Source organism: Paenibacillus spongiae, from assembly GCF_024734895.1.
Lineage (GTDB): Bacteria > Bacillota > Bacilli > Paenibacillales > Paenibacillaceae > Paenibacillus_Z > Paenibacillus_Z spongiae.
The window spans coordinates 3,761,702-3,782,576 of the sequence record NZ_CP091430.1; the positions used below are offsets into that span (position 1 = coordinate 3,761,702).

Annotated in this window: 22 protein-coding genes and 1 pseudogene; 19 read left to right on the forward strand and 4 right to left on the reverse strand. The window is 45.9% G+C overall.

Annotated elements, in window-relative coordinates; translation table 11 throughout:
• The first annotated feature begins 32 nt into the window (after positions 1 to 32).
• Together L1F29_RS17210 and L1F29_RS17215 are read left to right on the forward strand one after the other, a co-directional pair.
• Complete coding sequence (locus L1F29_RS17210) at positions 33 to 737, forward strand: DUF998 domain-containing protein (RefSeq protein WP_258389512.1); 705 nt, start codon at positions 33 to 35, stop codon at positions 735 to 737.
• A gap of 61 nt (positions 738 to 798) precedes the next feature.
• The gene (locus L1F29_RS17215) at positions 799 to 972 is read left to right on the forward strand and encodes a VOC family protein (RefSeq protein ID WP_258389513.1); all 174 of its coding nucleotides are present in this window, start codon (positions 799 to 801) and stop codon (positions 970 to 972) included.
• Between the two features lie 140 nt (positions 973 to 1,112).
• Here the strand turns inward: L1F29_RS17215 and L1F29_RS17220 are convergent, their stop codons facing one another.
• Together L1F29_RS17220 and L1F29_RS17225 are read right to left on the reverse strand one after the other, a co-directional pair.
• Positions 1,113 to 2,231 (reverse strand): sensor histidine kinase, encoded by a 1,119-nt coding sequence (locus L1F29_RS17220; protein WP_258389514.1) that lies wholly within the window; start codon positions 2,229 to 2,231, stop codon positions 1,113 to 1,115.
• Between the two features lie 2 nt (positions 2,232 to 2,233).
• A complete protein-coding gene (locus L1F29_RS17225) occupies positions 2,234 to 2,914 on the reverse strand; it encodes a response regulator transcription factor (RefSeq protein WP_258389515.1) in 681 nt (226 codons plus the stop codon).
• A gap of 518 nt (positions 2,915 to 3,432) precedes the next feature.
• Here L1F29_RS17225 and L1F29_RS17230 point away from each other — a divergent pair.
• The 12 genes from L1F29_RS17230 (at position 3,433) to L1F29_RS17285 (ending at position 14,748) form a co-directional block, all read left to right on the forward strand.
• Complete coding sequence (locus L1F29_RS17230; RefSeq protein WP_258389516.1) at positions 3,433 to 3,840, forward strand: DUF6223 family protein; 408 nt, start codon at positions 3,433 to 3,435, stop codon at positions 3,838 to 3,840.
• Between the two features lie 434 nt (positions 3,841 to 4,274).
• The gene (locus L1F29_RS17235; protein WP_258389517.1) at positions 4,275 to 5,816 is read left to right on the forward strand and encodes a serine hydrolase domain-containing protein; all 1,542 of its coding nucleotides are present in this window, start codon (positions 4,275 to 4,277) and stop codon (positions 5,814 to 5,816) included.
• Between the two features lie 875 nt (positions 5,817 to 6,691).
• Complete coding sequence (locus L1F29_RS17240; protein ID WP_258389518.1) at positions 6,692 to 7,765, forward strand: phosphotransferase enzyme family protein; 1,074 nt, start codon at positions 6,692 to 6,694, stop codon at positions 7,763 to 7,765.
• A 965-nt stretch (positions 7,766 to 8,730) separates the two neighbouring features.
• The gene (locus tag L1F29_RS17245; protein WP_258389519.1) at positions 8,731 to 9,318 is read left to right on the forward strand and encodes a VOC family protein; all 588 of its coding nucleotides are present in this window, start codon (positions 8,731 to 8,733) and stop codon (positions 9,316 to 9,318) included.
• Positions 9,319 to 9,726: 408 nt separating this feature from the next.
• On the forward strand, positions 9,727 to 10,146 hold the full coding sequence (locus L1F29_RS17250; protein WP_258389520.1) for an ArsR/SmtB family transcription factor: 420 nt from the start codon (positions 9,727 to 9,729) through the stop codon (positions 10,144 to 10,146).
• A 12-nt stretch (positions 10,147 to 10,158) separates the two neighbouring features.
• On the forward strand, positions 10,159 to 10,659 hold the full coding sequence (locus L1F29_RS17255; protein WP_258389521.1) for an SRPBCC family protein: 501 nt from the start codon (positions 10,159 to 10,161) through the stop codon (positions 10,657 to 10,659).
• A gap of 137 nt (positions 10,660 to 10,796) precedes the next feature.
• Positions 10,797 to 11,375, forward strand: a complete 579-nt coding sequence (locus L1F29_RS17260; protein ID WP_258389522.1) for a dihydrofolate reductase family protein — start codon at positions 10,797 to 10,799, stop codon at positions 11,373 to 11,375.
• Between the two features lie 388 nt (positions 11,376 to 11,763).
• Positions 11,764 to 12,471: an FAD-dependent oxidoreductase gene (locus L1F29_RS17265; RefSeq protein ID WP_258389523.1), complete on the forward strand. Its 708-nt coding sequence runs from the start codon at positions 11,764 to 11,766 to the stop codon at positions 12,469 to 12,471.
• Positions 12,472 to 12,541: 70 nt separating this feature from the next.
• Positions 12,542 to 12,874 (forward strand): ArsR/SmtB family transcription factor, encoded by a 333-nt coding sequence (locus tag L1F29_RS17270; RefSeq protein ID WP_258389524.1) that lies wholly within the window; start codon positions 12,542 to 12,544, stop codon positions 12,872 to 12,874.
• Positions 12,871 to 13,266 (forward strand): SRPBCC family protein, encoded by a 396-nt coding sequence (locus tag L1F29_RS17275; protein ID WP_258389525.1) that lies wholly within the window; start codon positions 12,871 to 12,873, stop codon positions 13,264 to 13,266. The genes L1F29_RS17270 and L1F29_RS17275 overlap by 4 nt, the downstream gene beginning before the upstream one ends.
• A 330-nt stretch (positions 13,267 to 13,596) precedes the next feature.
• A complete protein-coding gene (locus L1F29_RS17280) occupies positions 13,597 to 13,968 on the forward strand; it encodes an iron chaperone (protein WP_258389526.1) in 372 nt (123 codons plus the stop codon).
• Positions 13,969 to 14,172: 204 nt separating this feature from the next.
• Positions 14,173 to 14,748: a DoxX family membrane protein gene (locus L1F29_RS17285; protein WP_258389527.1), complete on the forward strand. Its 576-nt coding sequence runs from the start codon at positions 14,173 to 14,175 to the stop codon at positions 14,746 to 14,748.
• Between the two features lie 126 nt (positions 14,749 to 14,874).
• Here the strand turns inward: L1F29_RS17285 and L1F29_RS17290 are convergent, their stop codons facing one another.
• On the reverse strand, positions 14,875 to 15,399 hold the full coding sequence (locus L1F29_RS17290; RefSeq protein WP_258389528.1) for a CAP domain-containing protein: 525 nt from the start codon (positions 15,397 to 15,399) through the stop codon (positions 14,875 to 14,877).
• Positions 15,400 to 15,788: 389 nt separating this feature from the next.
• Here L1F29_RS17290 and L1F29_RS17295 point away from each other — a divergent pair, with 389 nt between their 5' ends.
• Genes L1F29_RS17295 through L1F29_RS17305 form a run of 3 tightly spaced genes read left to right on the forward strand, consistent with a single transcriptional unit; the run spans position 15,789 to position 17,742 of the window.
• Positions 15,789 to 16,151 (forward strand): GntR family transcriptional regulator, encoded by a 363-nt coding sequence (locus tag L1F29_RS17295; protein ID WP_258389529.1) that lies wholly within the window; start codon positions 15,789 to 15,791, stop codon positions 16,149 to 16,151.
• Positions 16,152 to 16,153: 2 nt separating this feature from the next.
• Entirely contained in the window at positions 16,154 to 17,029 is an 876-nt protein-coding gene (locus L1F29_RS17300) for an ABC transporter ATP-binding protein (RefSeq protein WP_258389530.1), read from the forward strand.
• Positions 17,026 to 17,742, forward strand: coding sequence for a hypothetical protein (locus L1F29_RS17305; protein ID WP_258389531.1), 717 nt, complete (start codon positions 17,026 to 17,028; stop codon positions 17,740 to 17,742). Before L1F29_RS17300 ends, L1F29_RS17305 begins: the two co-directional genes overlap by 4 nt.
• Positions 17,743 to 18,252: 510 nt before the next feature.
• On the opposite strand, the gene L1F29_RS17310 is transcribed toward L1F29_RS17305, so the two are convergent.
• Positions 18,253 to 18,651, reverse strand: coding sequence for a DoxX family protein (locus tag L1F29_RS17310; RefSeq protein ID WP_258389532.1), 399 nt, complete (start codon positions 18,649 to 18,651; stop codon positions 18,253 to 18,255).
• A 518-nt stretch (positions 18,652 to 19,169) separates the two neighbouring features.
• Here L1F29_RS17310 and L1F29_RS17320 point away from each other — a divergent pair.
• Together L1F29_RS17320 and L1F29_RS17325 are read left to right on the forward strand one after the other, a co-directional pair.
• Positions 19,170 to 20,381 (forward strand): GTP-binding protein, encoded by a 1,212-nt coding sequence (locus L1F29_RS17320; protein ID WP_258389533.1) that lies wholly within the window; start codon positions 19,170 to 19,172, stop codon positions 20,379 to 20,381.
• Between the two features lie 228 nt (positions 20,382 to 20,609).
• Positions 20,610 to 20,852, forward strand: a pseudogene (locus tag L1F29_RS17325) (opine metallophore biosynthesis dehydrogenase); the annotation flags it as partial.
• Between the last annotated feature and the right edge of the window lie 23 nt (positions 20,853 to 20,875).

The following is a 20,875-nucleotide window of genomic DNA, read 5'->3' on the forward strand; positions in this document are numbered from 1 at the left end:
TAATAGGAAGGGGCAGAAAGAGGCCGCGTGGAATGAAAGAGAGGAGACGTTTATTACCTCCGTGGCAGAGCGGCCGTGAAAAAGCCGCACATTCGGAGAAGGCGCGGAGCGGTACGGAAGCTTTGCTTCGCGTGGGTATGGCGATCCCGTTTCTTTATTTCGGTATCCCCGCCATCGCCGCACCGTTTTACCCGGGTTATAGCTTTATAAGGAATACCGCAAGCCATCTCGGCTCCAATCATGCCGTCTACCCGTTGCCGGTTAATGCGGCGATCATTTTGCTCGGCATCGCGACCCTAATTGCTGCATTCGGTTTTTTGCGTGCGTTCCTGCGTCTTGGAACCCACCCATTCTTGGCGTGGCTCACGTCGATAGCCGTTTTTTCGAACGGGCTCGGAACTCTATTATCGGGAATATTCCCGAGTCCCGACCCGAGACATGGCGGAGGAATTTGGGGGATCGGCACGTTCCTGCTGCCGCTTATTTTTGCCATCGTATTATGGAAACAAAGCGATTCGCGGATTTGGAAAGGTTACCTCGCCGCCAATCTCTTGTTGTTTGCGATTATGATTCCAATCATGAGCGGAATGGTGGAAATCGACAAATCCATGATCAGGGGACTGCTGCAACGAATACTGGCATTTACGGCTTTTACCCCGATTGGAGTAGGCGCCTATATGCTCCAAAAGCGGCTTTGGTCGAAGCGGCAAGCCGGTTCAAACGGTCTCGAGAAATAAGAGCCAAAGAAATGAGCCGGTGTGATTTACGAAGCTCTCCGAGGGAGGAGACGAGGCTCAGGTGTGCGGTTGGTTGATAGACAAGTTCGGAGTATCGTGGCAGATCATCCCAAAGCATTTTTCAGAGATGATATGCAACCCCGATCCAGAAAGATCCGAAAGAGTGATGAAGGCATTGCTTCAAACGAAAGCTAAAATCAATATGAAATCGTTAGAGCAAGCATACGAGGTATAATGCAATTTCCATGATGTTAAGGCCATCTCGCAAAGGATGGCCTTTCTTCAACTCGATAGGCAATCGTTCTCTAGAGTCAAGTATTTGCAGTTCATCAAAGATTGAAGCAACAATATTTTATAATAGCCCTTTTTTAAATATCAATTAACCAGCGGCAAATAAACGGTAAATGTCGTACCTTGATCAGGCTCACTCGCGACGCGGATGAACCCGCCGTGGGCTCTGACAAAATGATGAGCGATCGATAATCCGAGCCCCGTTCCGCCTGAATGCCGCGAACGGGCCTTTTCCACGCGATAAAAACGATCGAACAGGTGGGCCAGTTCTTCGGGCGGAATACCGATGCCGGTGTCTGTCACGGAGACACATGCATAGACTGCATTCCGATCCAGGACCTTGTCTTCAATTGCAACCGATATCTTTCCGCCTTCCATCGTGTAGCGGATTGCATTAGTCAACAAATTGATGAACACTTGCGTGATCCGCCTCGCGTCGGCCATCACCGTTACCGGCATCGTATTCGAATAGAAGCGCATTTCCAGTCCGTTCTCCTCAGCCTCCATTTTCACATCATCAACGACTTGTTCAAGTATTGCCGACAGATCGAGCGGTTTGCAATCCAATGCCAACCGGCCCGCCTCAGCTAGCGACAAGACATGAAGATCTTCCACAAGCAGGCCTAAGCGAATGACTTCGTCATGGAGTCTAAGCAGCATGTCCGGAGGGACGTTTTGACCGGTCTGCTGGGCATTTTCTAATTTTAGCTGCATGATAGACAGCGGCGTTCGAAGCTCATGAGCGACATCAGCTACCAACCGCCTGCGGGCGTCCTCAGCTTCACGGAGGCGAAGCGTCATGTCGTTGAATGACTGGATTACTTTACCGTATTCGTCTTTTGATTGTACAGGAACGTTCACGTCCAAATCCCCCTGCGCAACGCGTTCGATAGCAGCAACGAGCTTTCGAAGCGGCAGCGTCAGCACCCCCGAAATCAATAAACTGACGAATAGGCCGGTCGCTATGAAAAATACCCAATTTCCAAGCTCAAATTCCCGCATCTTACCTGAAACGTAAGTCTTCAAGATCTCGATTTGTTCCCCGGGCGTTGCGTTCAAATATGATGCGCTGATTTCTTCCTTACGAAATTGATCGAACGCAGACTCCATGTAAGCATGTTTGGTTACGGCATGAGCGCCGCCGATAATAAGAACGATCAGTCCCATGTAGACAAATATTTTTTGGCGTACCGTCAACGTCATGATTATTCACCGAATCGGTAACCGAATCCGTATACCGTCTGAATATAACGAGGATTGGCCGGATCGTCTCCCAGCTTGCGGCGAAGATTCCGGATATGGGAATCCATCGTTCTTTCGTATCCCATATATTCGTCCGCAAGGGCGGATTTTAATAATTGCAAGCGGCTGAAAACCATTCCGGGACGCGCAGCCAACGTGTACAAAATTTTGAATTCCGTCGGTGTCAGTTGGATCTCCTGGCCATCCTTGAAAACCTGACATTTGGCCTCGGAAATGATCAGGTTGTCTCTTTCCAAGAACATCGATTTGTCTTCAGGACCGCGCAAGCGGCGAAGTAAAGCTCGGATGCGCGAAGCGAGCTCGCGCAAGCTGAACGGCTTCGTCAAATAATCGTCCGCGCCGATTTCCAGACCGACGATTTTATCCGATTCATCCGATCGGGCTGTGACCATAATTATACCGCAATGCGAGATTTGCCTTAATTCGCGGCATACATCAATGCCGCTTTTCTCGGGGAGCATCCAATCAAGCACGACGAGATCAGGCCGTTCAGACCGGGCAATCGTGAGCGCTTCCTTGCCGGTACAGGCGGTCAATACCCGAAAACCTTCCCGTTGCAGATAGGTTTGCATCTCCTCAAGCATGCCCGGTTCGTCCTCCACAAGCAACAATTTCGGTTCCATTCCAATCACATCTTTCCAGTGTAATCTGTTACCAGTGCGAGAATGCAACACTTAACCCAGATTATACCGTGATTTAACTTGTTCTTGAAGAATTCCACACAAAAAGAGGAAGATCTGCATACGTTCTCGACATTTATTGTTTAAACTGACTGCGAAACGAGAAATAGCTGCGAAGAACAAGCAAGGATTAGTGAACGGTGGGATCGTTTGCATGGAAAACGTCATTTAAAAGCGGGCGAAATGAGCTGAATTGTATGTGATGTCGATTGAGTGAGCATTGTTTGAACTCAGCGCTAAAGGGGGTGGATATATCCAGCAAATCCGAAGGGTATGACGTAAGCATGCTTCCGCAATGAGATGGTCGCAGGTTTTGGTGGTAAGCTGATTTTGCTAGATGACCCGGCAAGTCTTCGGCCATTCTAAAAACTGTTGGCTGAAATAAAGAATGCTATATATATCATATGTATAAGCCGGACTGTATTCAGTTTGCAAAAACAATATAGAGGAGTAAATAACCAATGAAAATGAAGCTAGTTTCATTCGTAATAGTTGGTACACTTCTACTTGTACCAACTATTGCCTCTGCTGCAGTGACCGACGGTGATGTTGGATATGGAGTAGCCACCCCCGGACGAATCTGGGCCACGATAGACGCGGTGCTGGGGCTGATTAGCGCGATCCTCGCTGGGCTGTCTCTGGCTCGCTCCGCAGGATGTTTCGGCACCGGCAGCGGGCGACGCGGAGCCATCGGAGCCGCCGTGGTGGGGATAATCGTCATAGTTTACGCAGTGCTGCATCTGACCATTTTCACTGGAGATTTCGGTACCGGCAGCGGGCGAGCCGGGGCCATCATTGCCATCGTGATGGGGCTGATCAGCATGGTCCTAGGTGGGTTGGCTCTGACCCGCTCCCGCCGCACCGGCTAACCCGACCATGGTGACTTCTGCTTCCTGTGATTTCTTCCATATGGCAAACAAGCATGAGTATGCCGTTGAAACAAGCGATCTTGGAAGGCGTGGGGGGAGACAATTCAATGCCGGTTGATCCGTTCATTACGGGAGGATAAACATGATTAGGAAACTAAGGACCTTCTCATTGTTCAAGTGATAGCCGCCGGGCTGCCCAATCTGCCAAACACGGCCTATGGGGTCGTGTTTTTGTTTTTCGCTTATTTATAAAACGGAGGAGGGGTAAATGATATGGAAGGGAAGGAGGTTGAAGTGAATTTTTGGTGCGAGATTGACATTGTGGGAAGCTGATTTTTGAATCTCAATCCAAGGGAATGAGAACCTTTAAAGCGAATCTGAACAATCATTGGATTGTTTACAGAAACAATAACTGGGGATGGGGTGGAATGAGAGTGAGAGTGAGAATTGTAACCATCATTCTGTGCTGTCTGTTTTTCTTCCCACTATTCAGTTCAGCACGAATTGAGGGAAGCATGCAAGTAGAGCGATCTGAAACTTCAGTCTTCTCCGAAGTGGATGCGTATATTGCTCGCGAAATGAAACGACAGCGTCTTCCGGGGCTGGCTCTCGCGATTGTACAGGGTGATCGCATTCTTTACCTTAAGGGATATGGCCGAGCCGATTTATCGGGTCGACCCGTAACGCCCGAAACCCCATTTGGAATAGGTTCGATAGGCAAGTCGATTACGGCCATGGCCGTTCTGCAGCTTGCCGAAATAGGAAAAATCGACTTAGACGCGCCTATACAGCGCTATATTTCCAGTAAGTATATTGGTGCAGAGTTCATTACTGTACGTCAGTTACTTAATCAAACCAGCGGGTTCTCCCAAATCTCGACTTTTAGCAACACGCTGTCAAGCATCAACGATCAAGAGCAAGATGCTCTTGAGAAAAACGCCATTGCTTATGCGGAAAAGTTTTTAAAGAAAACCAAGCAAACCACCCATCCCTACATGTATTCGAACGCAAACTATGTACTGCTTGGCTATATCGTTCAACAAGTGTCCGGCCAGTCCTATGGCGACTATGTGAAGGAACATGTTTTCAGCCCTCTATCCATGCATGACAGCTTCGTTACGCTCGATGAAGCCGCTGAACACGGACTTGCTACACCCTATCGTCGGACATTTGGATACAACGTTGCCTATGATGGCCCCTATATCTTTATTCCAGGGGATGCGCCGGCGGGCTATCTCTATTCCAGCGCGAATGACATGAGCCATTACTTGATTGCCCAAATAAACGGCGGCCGATTCGAAGATTATTCCGTGCTCTCTTCGGAAGGCACGCGTCTGATGCAGACCGAACCTATGCCAGGGACGTACGCCATGGGTTGGATGACCGATCGCATTAACGGTTTACCTGTTATCGGTCAGCCGGGCGGCTCAATTGGCTTTCAAGCCCAAACTTATATTGTTCCGGAACAACAACTGGGAGTGATCGTGTTCGCTAACGTGCTTGACGCGATCGATGCCGCTTGGCCCAAAACACACGTCATTACAACTACCCACATCGCCTCCGGGGTTATAAACTTACTGAATGAACAACCGGTTGGAGGATCTTTCCTAAGCATTTCGCAGAAATACTTGCTTATGAATGGATTAATGTTCGTGCTTAGCGCATGGGTATTATACACGACCGCTCGAACCGCGAAGCGCTGCCTTTGGCCGTGGAAACCTCACCATTCTAGCCATACTGGAATATCTATTAAAGTGAAATCAAAAATTGTTCTGGAATTCGCAGGTCTGTTTATTATCCTAATATTGAGTATGACTCAAGTTATGCCGGTATGGCATATTGCAACAATCTATCAGCCGGATGTAATCCTTTGGCTGAAGACGATGACTGTACTTATGGCATTGAAGGGAAGCATGGAAATAATTCGATTGGTTCGGTCGATTCGGCATGAAAAAACATCAAAGTTGAATTATTGAGCAAACGTGAGAAAACAGAATTCTAGCGATTCCAGCCGAACTTCCGATCCGAATGAGGACTGGAAGTCCCATATTACGGGTGATAAGAGGAACACTGCAGCGACCGCTGGGGCAAAACATAATTTTGACCGAGGAAGATTGTATCGGCTTTTAAGGCCGTAGGAGAAGGTTCAGTAAGGGTGTTAGATGACATGATATTTCGATAGCCGCGGCGACGGCCCTGGTCTCGCAACATTCGCTAAGAGAACAGTCAGCTTCTCTACTTACCGAGAAGTCGTTCATCAAGACTAAAGTTTGTAACGATAACGGAGAAAATAGCCCAGACACGGAGGACAAGGTTTTTTGCTCAGTGTATCGGAGGTGAAAGAACAGACCTGTAAACGTGATGACACTTCTTTAAGTGTGAGACGTTATGCAATAGGTACGGAATTTTCAAAAATGAAAAAGAACGATGGATGTCACTTGTATGTGTATGATAAAAAAGTCAAAGCTGACTATATAAACGAGAATGGTGAAGAAATGGGCTGCTCTTGGTGGTGGTCATAATCGTAGATGATACGGAAACTAAGCTGTTTAGGTGCTGAATATTATCGATTGTGCGTTCGGGTCCGGAATCAATCTGCTCGTAATGTAGTTAATTGAATATTGTTATATAGAAAGTATTGTTATATAGAAAGTTTTCCTAGAATTTAATTAGCATTTTTCGGTAAAATATTTAGTGGTAAAATAATGAAGGCATGATGCATCAATGTTAAACGTTGTCATATAAGTCTATTGAAAACCGGCTACAGCCGATAAACCTACTTGTAGAGAAATTAACAGGGATCCATCAGGAAACAGTGGGCAAGTCAAGAAATGCGATGAAAGGAGAGATTATGACTTATAACGAAGTTGTTAAAATCGGAGATACCTATTTACTTCCATTAGTATCAGAGCTGTACGGGATGGACGGTTATGAAATCAAGTCGGTTAAGGCTCATACCGGAGGGCGCAATGTCGTTTATACCTGTGAGAAAGAGGGCGCCGACGCGAAGATACTCAGAATCGCCTTCTTAAATGACAGAAGCCGGGAAGATTTTCTGGGAGAAGTTGAGTATATCAGGTATTTATTCGAGCATGGCGGCAGTGTCTCGGATGTATTCAGCTCCAGGAAGGGGAATCTGCTGGAAGAGATCACTCATAATGATCATACTTTTTTTATCTGCCTGTTTAAAAAGGCCAAGGGAAAAATGCTTGCGGAAAATAATTATCTGTACCGGGAAGGAACTCCAATTACCGAATATTATTATAATTGCGGTAAAGTCTTGGGAAAACTGCACCAAATATCGAAAGGGTATACTCCTGTCCATCGCCGGTATAGTTTTTTTGACAAATACAATGCCGAATATATCGATAGACTGATACCCGACTCCCTATTTCTGCTTAAGGAGAAGCTGGTACAACTTTTGAAAACCTTAGAAGGATTGGACAGGAACCGTGAGTCTTTCGGTATGATCCATTTTGATTACAACGACGGGAATTATTCGATCGATTTTGATACCGGGCAAATTACCGTCTATGATTTCGATAATTCATGTTTCGGTTGGTATATGTTTGACCTGGCAAGTCTCTGGACAAACGGAGTGGGCTGGATACAATTTGAACCAGATGCCGGTAAACGTAAAAAGTTTATGGATGATTATTTTGAAACCGTCCTCGCGGGATACAGATCCGAGACCAAGGTTGAAAACTCGATGTTGGATAAGTTGCCCTTATTTATCAAACTAAATCTCATGGAACGTATTATAGACGAATTCGAGTGTATGCGGAATAATGGTGAAGAGCCGAAATGTAATGAGGAGTTGTCATATTGCATAAAATGCCTGGAAGACGATATCCCATATATGGGATTTTTCCATGAAATTTACTCGTGTGAAGAACCCTTTGAGTATGAGGAACGAAATATTTAATCTTTTTGTAGCAGCCATTGAGAATTTAATAAGAGGCTTTTATAAATTAGAAACTTACCCGTAACATACACAAGGCTGCCGTATGCAACAATCAATTGGCAGCCTTTAGCCTTAATTAGTCGAGAATTGACCGTAATTGTTAGAGGACAAGAACATTTAGCGTACGTTGAGCTTTGCGCGAGCGTTAAAACTCTGTTTTAGATTACGCAGAAATAAAACCGCAGAGTTATATCTATGGATTGGTTGGATTTCCAGCACAAATAGCCTGCGAGTTGGAAAGGCATCACGGATTCACGAATAGAACGATATGGTAATAAATAAAATAGAATATTCTGGTAGACTTGCTTTGCCAACATATGTGAATTGAAAAGGGGTTGGTTAAGTGAGAAAGCACATCCTGTTACTTGCAGTGATTTTAATTTTGACTGCATGTTCGAACTCCAATATTCCTCTCCCCTCTAAAGCGAAGAAATCCAAAACTTCTTGCACTTCGTTTGGGTGGAACGTGCTACTCGGTTCCCATCTCACACAAAGATACAATAACTTGGTACGCGGATATAGCCAAGAAAAAAGGTTGGTCATAATAGCCACGATGGGTGGAATTCGGCGGAACGATCAGCGTTTGCTTTGGGCTCATCACATACTTGCCACCGTCGATATCCATATAGACGGCCGCGGCCGACGCTGGCCTTGCCATTAAGCTAACAGGCAGGATTATGGAATTTTTTAACGAATAAATAATTTCAAGGAAATTGCGTCTTCTAATACTCGGAACTGATCTGAGAACCAGCAATGGCGATCATGGACATTGAATTTGAAGTAACTCTCGTTCTAGGGGCAGGAAGGCGCGTCCAAGGAATGTCGTGAACGAAGAACGGTAGTGAAGCGAGACGGGATGCACTGAAAACGCAAGTGATAATATAGTAACAACGAAAAATAGCTATTTAAAAAGGAGAATATAGCATATGTTGAGCAATAAAACGAATGATGCGGATGTAATCGGTTACTGCTGCATGAGATTTCCAGTCACAGATTTGAAAACGTCGGTAGATTTTTATTGCAATGTGTTGGGCTATGAATTGAATTCGGCAGATTATCAGTTTGGAGAGGCACATGTTGCATTGAAAAATGGAAACGGCCCGGGTATTTTTTTGATGGAAACCAAACCGGAAGATGTTACACAATTGAAGTTTGTCTTTCCTCATTCATTCTTTATCACAAGCAGCACGGGGCACGTGACGATGGTTGAGATGTTAACGAATGATTTGCTCGCTTTGCATGAACGAATTAAACAAGCTGGGGGCCATATTGATAAAGAACCTGTATTTACTAATGATTTCGGTTATTTCACCTTTTACGATCCGGACGGGCACTATATTCGGGCGGTCGAAGAAAGAGGCGTGTATTTCGACTTGAAACAAAGAATGAGTTCAACACTCAAACGGGATCTGACGGAGCATGAGAATCAATTGCTATGGGGGCTATGTGAAAAAGCAAGTGTTGAACAGCAAAAGTTTCTCCGCTCCATCATCTCGGAAATCCGAGGTTCTTGAGCAGGATTCGCAAAACAATCGGGCATACAATCGGAACCGGGTGATAGAGGATAAGAACATTTAGCGTACGGAACGGCTAATAATCTTAAAATGAGTTTACGAAACTACCCGCAACTGCGCCAGGGGGGAATTTTTAGAGGACAAGAAAATATAGCCTACCGGATCCGCGTTTATCGCGGATTTTTTTTACCATACATGTATTAGACAGAATATTATGAGTCCACGCGTGTTTTCCAATTACAAAACCGACAGACTCCGTAAGTATTAAACTACCTCCACTAATCAGAACAGCGGTAGCTGTGTATGAAAAAATATCCTAGACTGACGCCGTACCCTCTGTCTATATTTCTAATCTTTATCAATTAAATTCTTAATTAAGCATTTTCTTTATAAAGTGATTGGTGTATTATGGATATACAGACGAAAAACAAACTACAAGACGAAGAGTTAGATTTAAAAAATGAATGGAAAGGAGGAGTGAAACGATATATGCCGGCAGATATATTCTCGGCTTTAGCTGATCCCACTAGACGAAGAATTTTGGAAATGTTGGCGGACAATGACGGGTATCCCGCATCGGGCATTCACAACCAATTCCAATACAGCCCTCAGGCCATTTCCCAGCATCTGAAAATTCTTCGAGAAGCCAATTTGGTGCACGTGGAGAAAAAAGCGCAACAGCGCATATATCGGATTAACACCGCGGCCATGGTTGAATTGGAAGAATGGGTCCATAACATGAGACGGCGCTGGAGCAGCCGACTGGACGCGCTGGATGCCGTGTTAAAGGCGGAAATGGAAAAGCTGAAAAACGATCATAAGGAATAGGAGAACTATCCGATGAATGCAAGTCCCAACAAGCAAGATATTGTCATTACGCGCGAATTTGATTATCCGGTAGAACTAGTTTGGAAGGCTTGGACGGATCCGACGCTGGTCATGAAATGGTGGGGGCCGACGAACTATACCTCGCCTCGATGCGAGATCGATTTTCGCGAAGGCGGGAAATACGTGTTCTGCATGCGCGCTCCGGATACGCACGGCGGCATGGAGTCGTACTCGGCTGGCGTGTATAAGAAAATCGTGCCGATGAAGCGGCTTGAATTCACTTCATACTTATCCGACCGAGACGGAAACGCCATCGACCCGGTTCAAGTGGGCATCCCGTCGGATTTTCCGCGGAATATCGAGTTCGTTATCGAATTTATCGCCATAGGCGAACGAACGGAGCTTAAGATTACGGAGTACGGATGGACGGCCGGAGAGATGCTGAAAAACGCCATCATAGGCATGAACCAGTCGTTAGATAAGCTTGTTGCAAAGTTGATTGATTTCAAATGAAAAAAACCTCCGGGTCCCCGCCGCAAGTCATTGGGATGCCGCGCGGCTGGAAGATCCATGAGGTTTGCTTATACAGTGCAAATATATCATATAACAAATTAATGTCAACCTAACTAATTAGAATCGAGGAGATATAGATGGGTAAAATTATTGCATCGGTAAGCTGCACGTTGGATGGTATCTTTACAGGACCGCAAGATGACGAGAATAACATGGTGAGTTGGGCAATGCCCGGAATTATAGACTCCACCAACGACAATCTGGTTATGTTCCAGAAAGCTGACGCCATCTTGATGGGGTGGGTTAATTACGAAGGCCTTGCGAGCTATTGGCCATACCAAGAGGGGGAGTTCGCCGAAGCCATGAACAAGACTCCCAAGTATGTGGCCACGCGCAATCGCGAGCTTACGGAAGTGAAATGGGGGGACTTCGGCGACACAATCTCCCTGCTCGCCGGCGATTTGAATGAACGTATAGCTGCGCTTAAGAGCGACATCGAAGGCAGCATCATCGTTCCGGGGAGTGCCGGCCTTGTGCAGAGTCTATTAAATGCCGGTTTCGTGGACGAAATCAGCATGATTATCCACCCTGTCGTTCTCGGGAGCGGCAAGAGATATCTGGAGAGCATTGCCGCAAGGAACGACCTGAAGCTCATTGGCACCCAACATTATGAAACGAGCGGTTCCATGAGACTTCGTTATGAAGTGGTAAAATAACCAGGCATATAAAATAAAGATCAGGCTAGTTTATAGCCTGATCTTTATTTTTCTGGCTGAGCTTACCCTTACGTAGACCATTTTCATGTGGAGTTTAAAATATTGTTGACACGACACCAAATGGTGACCTAAAATTAAAATAACACTAAATGGTGTCCATTTCTAGTCATATTGGAAAGTTTGGAACCTGGATAAGTTTCACCTAAAGGATGAAAATGTGACAGTTGCTCTTTATTTTATAACAAGAATGGGGACATCAAAAGATATTACCGATGACTTTAGCTTTTTACAGGGAGAAAACCACGTTCTTTAGATGAATCCGTAATAGCAAATGTACACTATTTCAGATAAGTAAGGTTTGCAATTTTTAAAAAAGGGAGACGGGGAAATGAGTTTTTTTCAAGATTTATTCTCAATATTCAAAAAGAGAGAACTGATATTCTTAGAAAGCCACCAAGAATCAGAAGACGTATATTCTTTTCTATTTGAAAAAGAGAAAGATTTAACCTGGAAAGCAGGGCAATATGGTTTATTTAGTATTACTCATAAGACCATAAAAAATGCTACAAAACCATTCAGTTTGGCATCTGCTCCTACAGAGAATATTGTTAAAATAACAACGCGTATCAGTGATGACCCAAGTGATTTTAAGAAAGCGATGTTAGAATTAAACCAGGGAATGAAAGTCAAGATGAGTGGGCCTGTAGGGTCTTTTTATCTACAAGATGACAGTCCTTCGCTTCTGATTGCAGGTGGAATTGGAATTACACCATTTCGGTCGATCCTAAAACAAATAGAGGCAGAAGGGAATGGAGACGAGAAACAAAGAAAACTACTCTATTTGGATGGCAAAAAGTCATATATCTACAAAGATGAACTTGATGAAATTGCTAAAAATACTTCAATAAGTGTAACTTATCTTGATTCAAGAGATGACTTACATCAAGAAATGGATAAGTTTAACGCCTTATATAAAAACAATGGTAAATACTTTATTGCAGGACCGAAGTCAATGGTAGATTCTATTTCTAGCCATTTACAAAATAATCATATTTCAAAACGAAATATCAAAAAGGATGCCTTTTTTGGGTATTAGTTAAGAATGAATACGAATGGATTATTGAAGAAAGGGCTGTCCCTTGGTTAAAGCATAAGGAGGGGGTGTTGTGAGCGAGAACAACCAGTTGCGGGATGTGTTTGCCGCGATTGCAGATCCAACTAGGCGCCGACTGATTCGTCTGTTAGCAGAGACAGAGGAGTTGCCGCTTCACGAGTTGACGTCACAGTTTCCAATGGGCCGTACAGCGGTATCCAAGCATTTGACAATACTCAAAGAGGCCGGACTGGTACTTGATCGAAGAGTCGGCAGAGAAACGCGATTTAGGCTCAACGCCTCTCCGCTCAGAGAAATTCAAGATTGGGTGGATTTCTACAGAAAATTCTGGAGTATGAATATGCTGCGCTTGAACCAACTATTAGAGGAGGAAGAAGAAGAATGAGTTTATCATTATCGTTGGATTTTCAGTACACGACATCGATTGAGAAGGCTTGGTCCGCCTTGACCGATTCAAGCAAGTTAGCAAAGTGGATCACGGAAAATGATTTTAAGCCCGTCGTGGGACATCGTTTTCAGTTTCGCCATCAGCCGTCCGAATATTGGGATGGAATCGTTGACGGCGAAGTGCTCATTGTGGAAGCACCAAATCGGTTGTCCTATTCTTGGGCTACCGGAGACGAGCGGCATACGGTCACCTGGACGCTACAGGATTTAGGGGACGGAAAGGTTAACCTTCATCTCGAACAAACTGGATTCTCAAATGCTCATGGACTCGAAGGTGCCAAGTATGGCTGGAGGGAATGGTTCGGCAAGTTTGAAAAGGTGTTGGAATAGTAACCGCATTCGGTACAAAAACATCTCCTTCCGCAATGCTAAATTATTGGGTCGATAGATGAACCCTGCTTAACCCGAATCAACATAAACCGGCTGCATGATTGCAGCCGGTTTATATCAACTTCGGACAATCTGGCAAGTTCTTGTCGTTTCGGGACAAAATCGAAATTAGTCCGTATAAAACCAGTATGCGATGGCCCTATTGTCTAATTCTTCCTTATGCCGAAAAGGTGCATAACGTGAAATTGCAGCGGTTCTGTGAGTAGTTTTAGCGACGAATGGGTTTGTGGTGCTTCTCAGAATGACATAATTAACTTAGGAGGGAACAACATGGAAGTTTTTGGAGAGTATTTAGCGCGTATTGATAACCCGCAGCATCGTGCCCGAACGGAAGATGTTATGGGTTGGATAACAAAGAAATTTCCAAATTTATTGCCAAAAATTGCGTGGAATCAGCCTATGTTTACCGATCACGGCACTTTTATTATTGGCTTTAGCGTAGCCAAACATCATTTGGCTGTTTCCCCTGAAAGGGTAGGGATTAATCATTTTTCTGATGAAATTGTGCAGGCTGGCTATGATCACACCAAGGAGTTGGTACGTATCCGGTGGGATAGTCCGGTTGATTTCGCATTACTTGAGAAAATGATCGAATTTAATATCTTGGATAAGGCAGACTGTTCAACTTTTTGGCGGAAATAGGTAAAACATGATTTCCCATAGAGGCATAATACACACAGTAAGGATAAACATGGTAAACTAATGTCGGTGCTCCTTTAGGATCGGTTGGCCATATCCGATATTGTGACCACAGCGACTTTGCCGCCGGAAATTAAAGGAGATCTGGATTCAATTCTCAAAACGGTGTAATATGATAGGTAAAATATGACACTGGAGCTGATACAAATGACCATCAAAGAAGAACTGCAAGGGAAAAACATCGTTATTCCCGAAAACCCGGTATCAAATTTCTTTTTCAATAATACGAGATCCGGTCTTTTATGGTTAATTATTCGATTGTACTTAGGCTATGCTTGGGTTAGTGCGGGCTGGCACAAAGTGACTGACGATAAGTGGGTCGGCAGCAACGCCGGGGCGGGGCTTACCGGATTCGTCAAGGGGGCGCTGGGGAAAGCGGAGAGCGGTCAGGACGTCTCGAGCTGGTATGCGACCTTTTTGGAAAATATGGTGCTGCCTAACGCGAAAGTATTCTCTTACGTCGTGGCATTCGGCGAATTGTTTGTCGGGCTTGGCCTGATTCTCGGCTTATTGACGGGAATCGCCGCCTTCTTCGGCGCATTTATGAACGCGAGCTTCCTGTTCGCAGGAACGCTGAGCACCAACCCGCTGCTGTTCATTCTTGCGACTTGGATCGTACTGGGCTGGAAGGTGGCTGGATGGTACGGGCTGGACAGATGGGTACTGCCATTCCTTGGTACGCCATGGAATATCCGGAAACGGAACAAATCGGTTTCTTTATAATTTAAGCTCCAATATCACTATAACGGTAAGCGTCAAACAGCCCCCACCATACGGTCATGATGAGGGCTGTTTGACGTTTACGCTTATAAAGGGGATGAATGCAACCGTGATACCATCAACTTTGTACTATCCTCTCCAAAATACTTGAACCCAGTAACGTCCTAATGTGCCTCCTGTTGTATACCAGACTCCAGTGTATGTGAAGTTTGGATTTAAAATGTTTGCTCTGTGTCCGGGACTGTTCATCCAACCAGCTACAACTGCTTGTGGAGTTGTATAGCCATATGCAAGGTTTTCTCCATAAGCGGTCCATCGAATTCCAAATCTAGTATACTGTTGTCCCATGTTGCCATAAACGGGAGAAACATGACCAAAATACCCTTTGTCTCTCATGTCTATTGCCTTGTAATACGCCATCCAATCAAGAAGAATCGATTCTCTTAATGCCGGGATGCCTCGACTAGTTCTTTCTAGATTGACTAAACGAATGACGTCTTTGTAAAACTGATTAATTGATACCTTTTTCTTAAATGCAGAGAGGCTCTTTTCTGCAGCAGGATTTGAGATGCTCCTCTTAGGGCTCATTCCTCGCTTGCCCCTCATAGGACTCATTCCTCGCTTGCCCCTCATAGAACTCATTCCTCGTTTCATTTAATGCCACCTTCCCTTCATGTAAGTGTTAGTATTGAAGTTGTTACCTTAATATCCTATTAATTCGAAGGGAAGAGAGAAACGGCAGACAACTAAGCAAAAGTCCATTTACTAGATTATTGTTTTAATCATGGCGATACTGGCCTGACCGATATGAAGGATTAGATGAGGTGCAGGAAAGGCGCTGCCAGGCAGATCCACGGTAGCAAGTGGAACGGTTTAGCGACGGGCGCATTCGGCATCCTTCTACCTCTTCTGAGGTAGAGGTTTTTTTTCGCTTATTTGGACTGCAGCGGTTATAGACAATTAGTTCAAAGTCATGTATAGTTGGATACACGAGTAACCAACCGTTCAACGTCACAAACGTTCTTAGAGAAAAGAGGTCCTTGATGAAACCGACATTGGATGAATCCCAACCAATCTTTCAACAGATTGCCCAGATGATCATGGACGAGATTGTGGGGGGAGAAATGAACGAAGAGGAACAAATTCCTTCCGAAAATGAATTGTCGCGCTTCTATAACATCAATCGGGCGACAGTACGCAAGGGTCTCCAGGCTTTGGTGGATGCAGGGATTATTTATAAACAGCGAGGGATAGGCATGTTTGTAAAGAGCGGAGCGAAGCTGCAATTGTTGAAGGAACGTCAGCGTCACTATCGTGAACAGTTCGTCCTTCCCTTGATGGAAGAAGCGAAGAGAATCGGATTAAGCAAGGAATCGGTCGTTCAGTTGATTCTGGAGGAGGAGTAATGATGATAGACGTAAACGAAGTGACTTATTCGTACGATAACTTTCCCGTTCTCGAAAAAGTATCGTTTGAGGAGAAGGAGCCGGTGATCGCAGGGCTGTGGGGGCGCAATGGGGCCGGCAAAACAACGTTGATGAGACTTTTGGCCGGTCATCAACGGCCTCACGGCGGAACGGTTCAAGTTATGGGCTTGGCACCTTACGGTAACCCGGCGGCAGTTCGGCATGTTTGCTACATGCAGGAGGATCATCCATTCAGCACGATATGGACGGTGCAGGATGCGCTTCGTTTCGGTCAATATTTCAATGCCAACTGGGATCAAGTTACGGCAGACCGTCTGGTCGAAACTTTCAGATTGGACCGCAAGAAGAAAGTATCCAAACTGTCCAAAGGGATGAAGTCAGCGCTTCAGTTTATTATCGGGTTATCTAGCCATTCCGACATAACGATACTCGACGAGCCGACGAACGGCCTGGATGCCGGGATGCGGAGAAAGCTGTATGAGGCATTAAGGGAAAGCCATGAGGAATCGCCTCGTCTCATTCTGATTTCGACGCATCATATTGAAGAAGTCCAAACGCTCTGCGAATCGTTGATCGTTATGCACAAGGGTAAGTTGCTGCACCATCAACCGATCGACGAGTTCCGCGAGCAAGGCATATGGTTGGCTGGCGAACGGAACGCGGTGACAAGCGTTATTGACGGTCATAATGTGCTGGAGCAAAGCGCGTTGGGATCGAAGAAGATCAGGGTGATGCTCGACGCACCATATTCGAAGCAATGGAAAGAGCAAGCGCAAGCCTATGGACTTTCCATTGAGAAAGCGGACTTGCAAAATTATTTGCTGAATATAACGGAAGATGCGGAGGTAAACGTATGAACGCACGGAGCGCGGTATTCCGATTGATATACAATGATGCGAGCTGGTATTTTGTCAAACTTTTGCTGCTGTTCATTACCGTTCCGTTGACGATCGTATGGATCATCGCCGGCTTGGTCTTTGACCTCGATCGGGAAACGCTTGCCGCGATATCCGGGCCTGCGTACTTCTTTTTCGCCGGTTTCGGGCTCTCCGGTTTCAAGTCCCTCTTTCCGATATCGATCGGAATGGGAAGCACGCGCGAGCAATTCCTAAAAGCTTACTACGGCGTGGGCATAGGGGGCGTTATTTTCAGCGTCTTGTGTCTGAACATCTGCCAATACGCGCTAGTCACGATCTATCAATGGAATTCGGTAGAAGCCGGCATTCTGCATGCTGCAAGGTTGTTTCTGGAAGAGTACCATTTCTTCGCCTATTTGTGGATCGATCTGATGGTGGGCATGGCATGCTTCGGTCTTTCATTTTTCGGCTATGCCATTGTGTATCGGGTAGGATTTTTCCGCAGCGTCATCATGTTTATGATCGTAACGGTCGCAGGCATATTTCTTTATTATGGAGGCACGATTTCCGCCTTGTTCGACTGGATGCCGAATTTCAAGATGAGTGCGATGGCGATCGCTTCATGCGTCGGGGCGGTGAGTCTGGCTGCGTTATTCGCCACGTATCCGATGCTGCGCCATGCGCCATTGCATCCGATGCCGAGAAAAGGATAACGAATAAATGGATGGACCGCAATCAACAACTCATAGTGTCCGGATCGTGTGTACGAGCGGCATTCGAGAAGCGCAAACGGCAGAGATGCCGTTTTTTGCTGTTTAAGAAACGATGCACATCCCGAAACTATGGATAACTCTGATGTAATTAGAGCTTGCTAATCGACATGAAAAGCAGTTAAAAACCTTGTCATGACAAGGGATTGGGGCTGTCATCTTCGCATTCGGCCCCTGATCCCATTTCCAGAGGGAAGTCGACTATTCGCAGGAACCCACATATGGGGAATTTGCGAAGTTCGTTAATTTCGGCTTCTGGTCGCTGAGCGCTTCCGGATCCGATCCGTTCCGACGCACTCAGCGCGGTCGTCTTTGTCTGTTTCAGCTGCTTGCCAGGCGCTTTCGAATCCACGCGTTCGGCCGTCGTACCGGATTCAGCCAAGCGTCGAAGGTAAGCTGGGCAACACGTACAAATGGGGTCGTCTCGAACAAGTTGCGAACGCTATCACTTGTTTATCTGTTCGTTTTGAACGGAAATAGCTTCCGCACGTTTTCGTCCCTTAGCCAAATGCCTCCCCATGCCAGAACGGCGAGATAGACCGCAAATAGCGTATGGGTGAACAAGGGGGCATCCATTCTTATTTGCGTGGCAACCACTCCGCCGAAGTAGGCGGTCAGCAGCACGGCGCCCAGCAGCGAAGTGCGGGGAATCGCATACAACAAGGTTGGGATGAGTCCGAACAATCCTATCCAAACAATATGATGCTCGGCGAAACCGAGGCTTACGGTTCCTTCTATGACTGGGGCCGGTTTCATGAATTTGCCTATGCTGTCGAATAGCATAAACAAAATAACAAGCCAACTCATAATACGCGACGTCCAAAGTCGGCTTTTTGAAAGGTTGGAATCCATCGTTCATTCCCCTCCATTAAAGTTTGTTACAGCAATATTAGCATAATCAAGAACGCCGGATTTCTTATCGATTGCTCTATTTCATCACACGAAAACCATTTTGAGCGAATATATTTTGGACTGTAGGCGGTATCATGGTGAATATGCCGATATTACTTGGCGCGACTCTGATTTGCGAAAGTGGTCGATCCCGCTAGAAGAGATGTACACCTAAAGGTTCGCCCGCGAGAGTCTGAGTCTAACAATTGGCTAGCTCTATGAGAGTCATAAGTCAAACAATATCGCATACTGCATATGCGTAATTGGTTGGTCGTTAAGTAAACTCAAGCGCCGCTGAACTCCCTCGGTACATGCTCGGCGCAGCGAAAAGAGCAAGGACAGGCTGCAAAAACTGAAGCTTGACGAACAGATATAATGATCGTAATATAATCGTAATAATTACGTTTAAAATCCAGACGCAAAGTCTGGTTTTTAAATAAGTCTTAATCGTAATAGTTACGCTATAATTAGGAGGATTTATGGACGAGCAGCAAAATAACTTTCCAATCCCTGTAACGGTGCTTAGTGGTTACTTAGGAGCAGGCAAAACGACGATTTTGAATCATGTGTTGAATAACCGGCAAGGGTTACGGGTAGCGGTTATCGTCAATGATCTGAGCGAAGTAAATATTGATGCGGAACTCATTCGAGACGGCGGCGGACTATCCCGAGTGGATGAGAAGCTGGTCGAGATGTCGAACGGCTGCATTTGCTGCACGCTTCGCGACGATCTGCTGCAGGAAGTGGAGCGCCTGGCTAAAGAGGGACGGTTCGACTATTTGCTGATTGAGTCTACTGGTATCGGAGAGCCGGTTCCTGTGGCGCAGACTTTCACCTACAAGGATGAAGAGCAAGGCATTGACTTGTCTCAATATTGTCGCTTGGACTGCATGGTCACGGTCGTCGACGCGCTTCGATTCTGGCATGACTATGCTTCCGGGGAGAGCTTGCTGGACCGTCAGCAGGCCGTAGGAAGCGACGATACGCGCGATGTGGTCGATCTGTTGATTAGCCAAATTGAGTTTTGCGATGTGCTGGTCCTGAATAAATGCGATAGTGTCAGGCCGAATGATTTGAACGAACTCGAAGGCGTGCTTCGTAAGCTGCAGCCGCGGGCCAAGTTCATTCGCACGGAATACGGGAGATTGGATCCTAGACAGATATTGCATACTGAATTGTTTGACTTCGAAGAAGCGAGCCGTTCGGCGGGGTGGATGCAGGAGCTGGAGCGCGGCTCTCATACGCCGGAGACAGAAGAGTATGGCATCTCCTCCTTTGTGTACGAGCGGCAGCGCCCGTTCCATCCGCAGCGATTGATGGCCTGGATGGAAGAATGGCCGGCGGACATCGTCCGGGCCAAAGGGACCTTATGGCTGGCCAGCCGCCCCAGCATGGGACAAAGCCTCAGCCAGGCAGGACCTTCCATCCAGTTTGGCCCTGCAGGGCATTGGGTAGCGGCGCTTCCTGAAGCCGAGCGAATGCAGGTGTTGCAGGATGAACCTGAGTTGCTGGATAATTGGCATCCCGCCTGGGGTGACCGGATAAACAAAATCGTATTCATCGGTATCGGCTTGGATCGACCGGCGCTGACCGCGTCGCTTGACACATGCTTGCTCACGGAAGACGAGACGATGCTGGAGCCGTTAGCATTCGTAGACCCGTTTCCAAACATACCGTCGCAAGAAGGATAGACTTTTATTAAACTCGTCAGTTGGAAGGAGAGATTGCCATGAGAGTAATCGCGTATATTAAATTCAATCCCGACGTGGCTATAGAACTTGGACGTCTCGTTATAGAAAAATTGGGAAGCGGATTACATATCAACTTAACAAATGAGTTCATGGAAAACATGTCCATCCGCCGCTGTTCATGAATGATTTCTCGCTAAGTATCATATTCGGAGATGCAGATACCATCAGCGAATGCCCAAAGAAGATTATTACCGGATAATAATCATACAAGGCATAGCCAGATATCTGGATTCGCCCTGTCCAACCATCGATAAATTCATTGCTGCCTACGAGCGTAAAATAAGTGAATTTGCTCAGTCCCATCAAGGTGAATGGTTGTCGGATGCCTTTGTCGTACGAAACTATGAAGAAGATTTGAAGATGATATGCAGTGAAATCGGAAAAAGTATGGGATCAAAGACGTTGAACTAGGACGGATTAATTGGAGGATATAA

Coding starts and splice junctions, on each gene's coding strand:
- L1F29_RS17210 (WP_258389512.1), top strand. CDS start 33: ATGAAAGAGAGGAGACGTTTATTACCTCCGTGGCAGAGCGGCCGTGAA.
- L1F29_RS17220 (WP_258389514.1), bottom strand. CDS start 2,231: ATGACGTTGACGGTACGCCAAAAAATATTTGTCTACATGGGACTGATC.
- L1F29_RS17225 (WP_258389515.1), bottom strand. CDS start 2,914: ATGGAACCGAAATTGTTGCTTGTGGAGGACGAACCGGGCATGCTTGAG.
- L1F29_RS17230 (WP_258389516.1), top strand. CDS start 3,433: ATGAAAATGAAGCTAGTTTCATTCGTAATAGTTGGTACACTTCTACTT.
- L1F29_RS17240 (WP_258389518.1), top strand. CDS start 6,692: ATGACTTATAACGAAGTTGTTAAAATCGGAGATACCTATTTACTTCCA.
- L1F29_RS17245 (WP_258389519.1), top strand. CDS start 8,731: ATGTTGAGCAATAAAACGAATGATGCGGATGTAATCGGTTACTGCTGC.
- L1F29_RS17250 (WP_258389520.1), top strand. CDS start 9,727: ATGGATATACAGACGAAAAACAAACTACAAGACGAAGAGTTAGATTTA.
- L1F29_RS17255 (WP_258389521.1), top strand. CDS start 10,159: ATGAATGCAAGTCCCAACAAGCAAGATATTGTCATTACGCGCGAATTT.
- L1F29_RS17260 (WP_258389522.1), top strand. CDS start 10,797: ATGGGTAAAATTATTGCATCGGTAAGCTGCACGTTGGATGGTATCTTT.
- L1F29_RS17265 (WP_258389523.1), top strand. CDS start 11,764: ATGAGTTTTTTTCAAGATTTATTCTCAATATTCAAAAAGAGAGAACTG.
- L1F29_RS17275 (WP_258389525.1), top strand. CDS start 12,871: ATGAGTTTATCATTATCGTTGGATTTTCAGTACACGACATCGATTGAG.
- L1F29_RS17280 (WP_258389526.1), top strand. CDS start 13,597: ATGGAAGTTTTTGGAGAGTATTTAGCGCGTATTGATAACCCGCAGCAT.
- L1F29_RS17285 (WP_258389527.1), top strand. CDS start 14,173: ATGACCATCAAAGAAGAACTGCAAGGGAAAAACATCGTTATTCCCGAA.
- L1F29_RS17290 (WP_258389528.1), bottom strand. CDS start 15,399: ATGAAACGAGGAATGAGTTCTATGAGGGGCAAGCGAGGAATGAGTCCT.
- L1F29_RS17295 (WP_258389529.1), top strand. CDS start 15,789: ATGAAACCGACATTGGATGAATCCCAACCAATCTTTCAACAGATTGCC.
- L1F29_RS17300 (WP_258389530.1), top strand. CDS start 16,154: ATGATAGACGTAAACGAAGTGACTTATTCGTACGATAACTTTCCCGTT.
- L1F29_RS17305 (WP_258389531.1), top strand. CDS start 17,026: ATGAACGCACGGAGCGCGGTATTCCGATTGATATACAATGATGCGAGC.
- L1F29_RS17310 (WP_258389532.1), bottom strand. CDS start 18,651: ATGGATTCCAACCTTTCAAAAAGCCGACTTTGGACGTCGCGTATTATG.
- L1F29_RS17320 (WP_258389533.1), top strand. CDS start 19,170: ATGGACGAGCAGCAAAATAACTTTCCAATCCCTGTAACGGTGCTTAGT.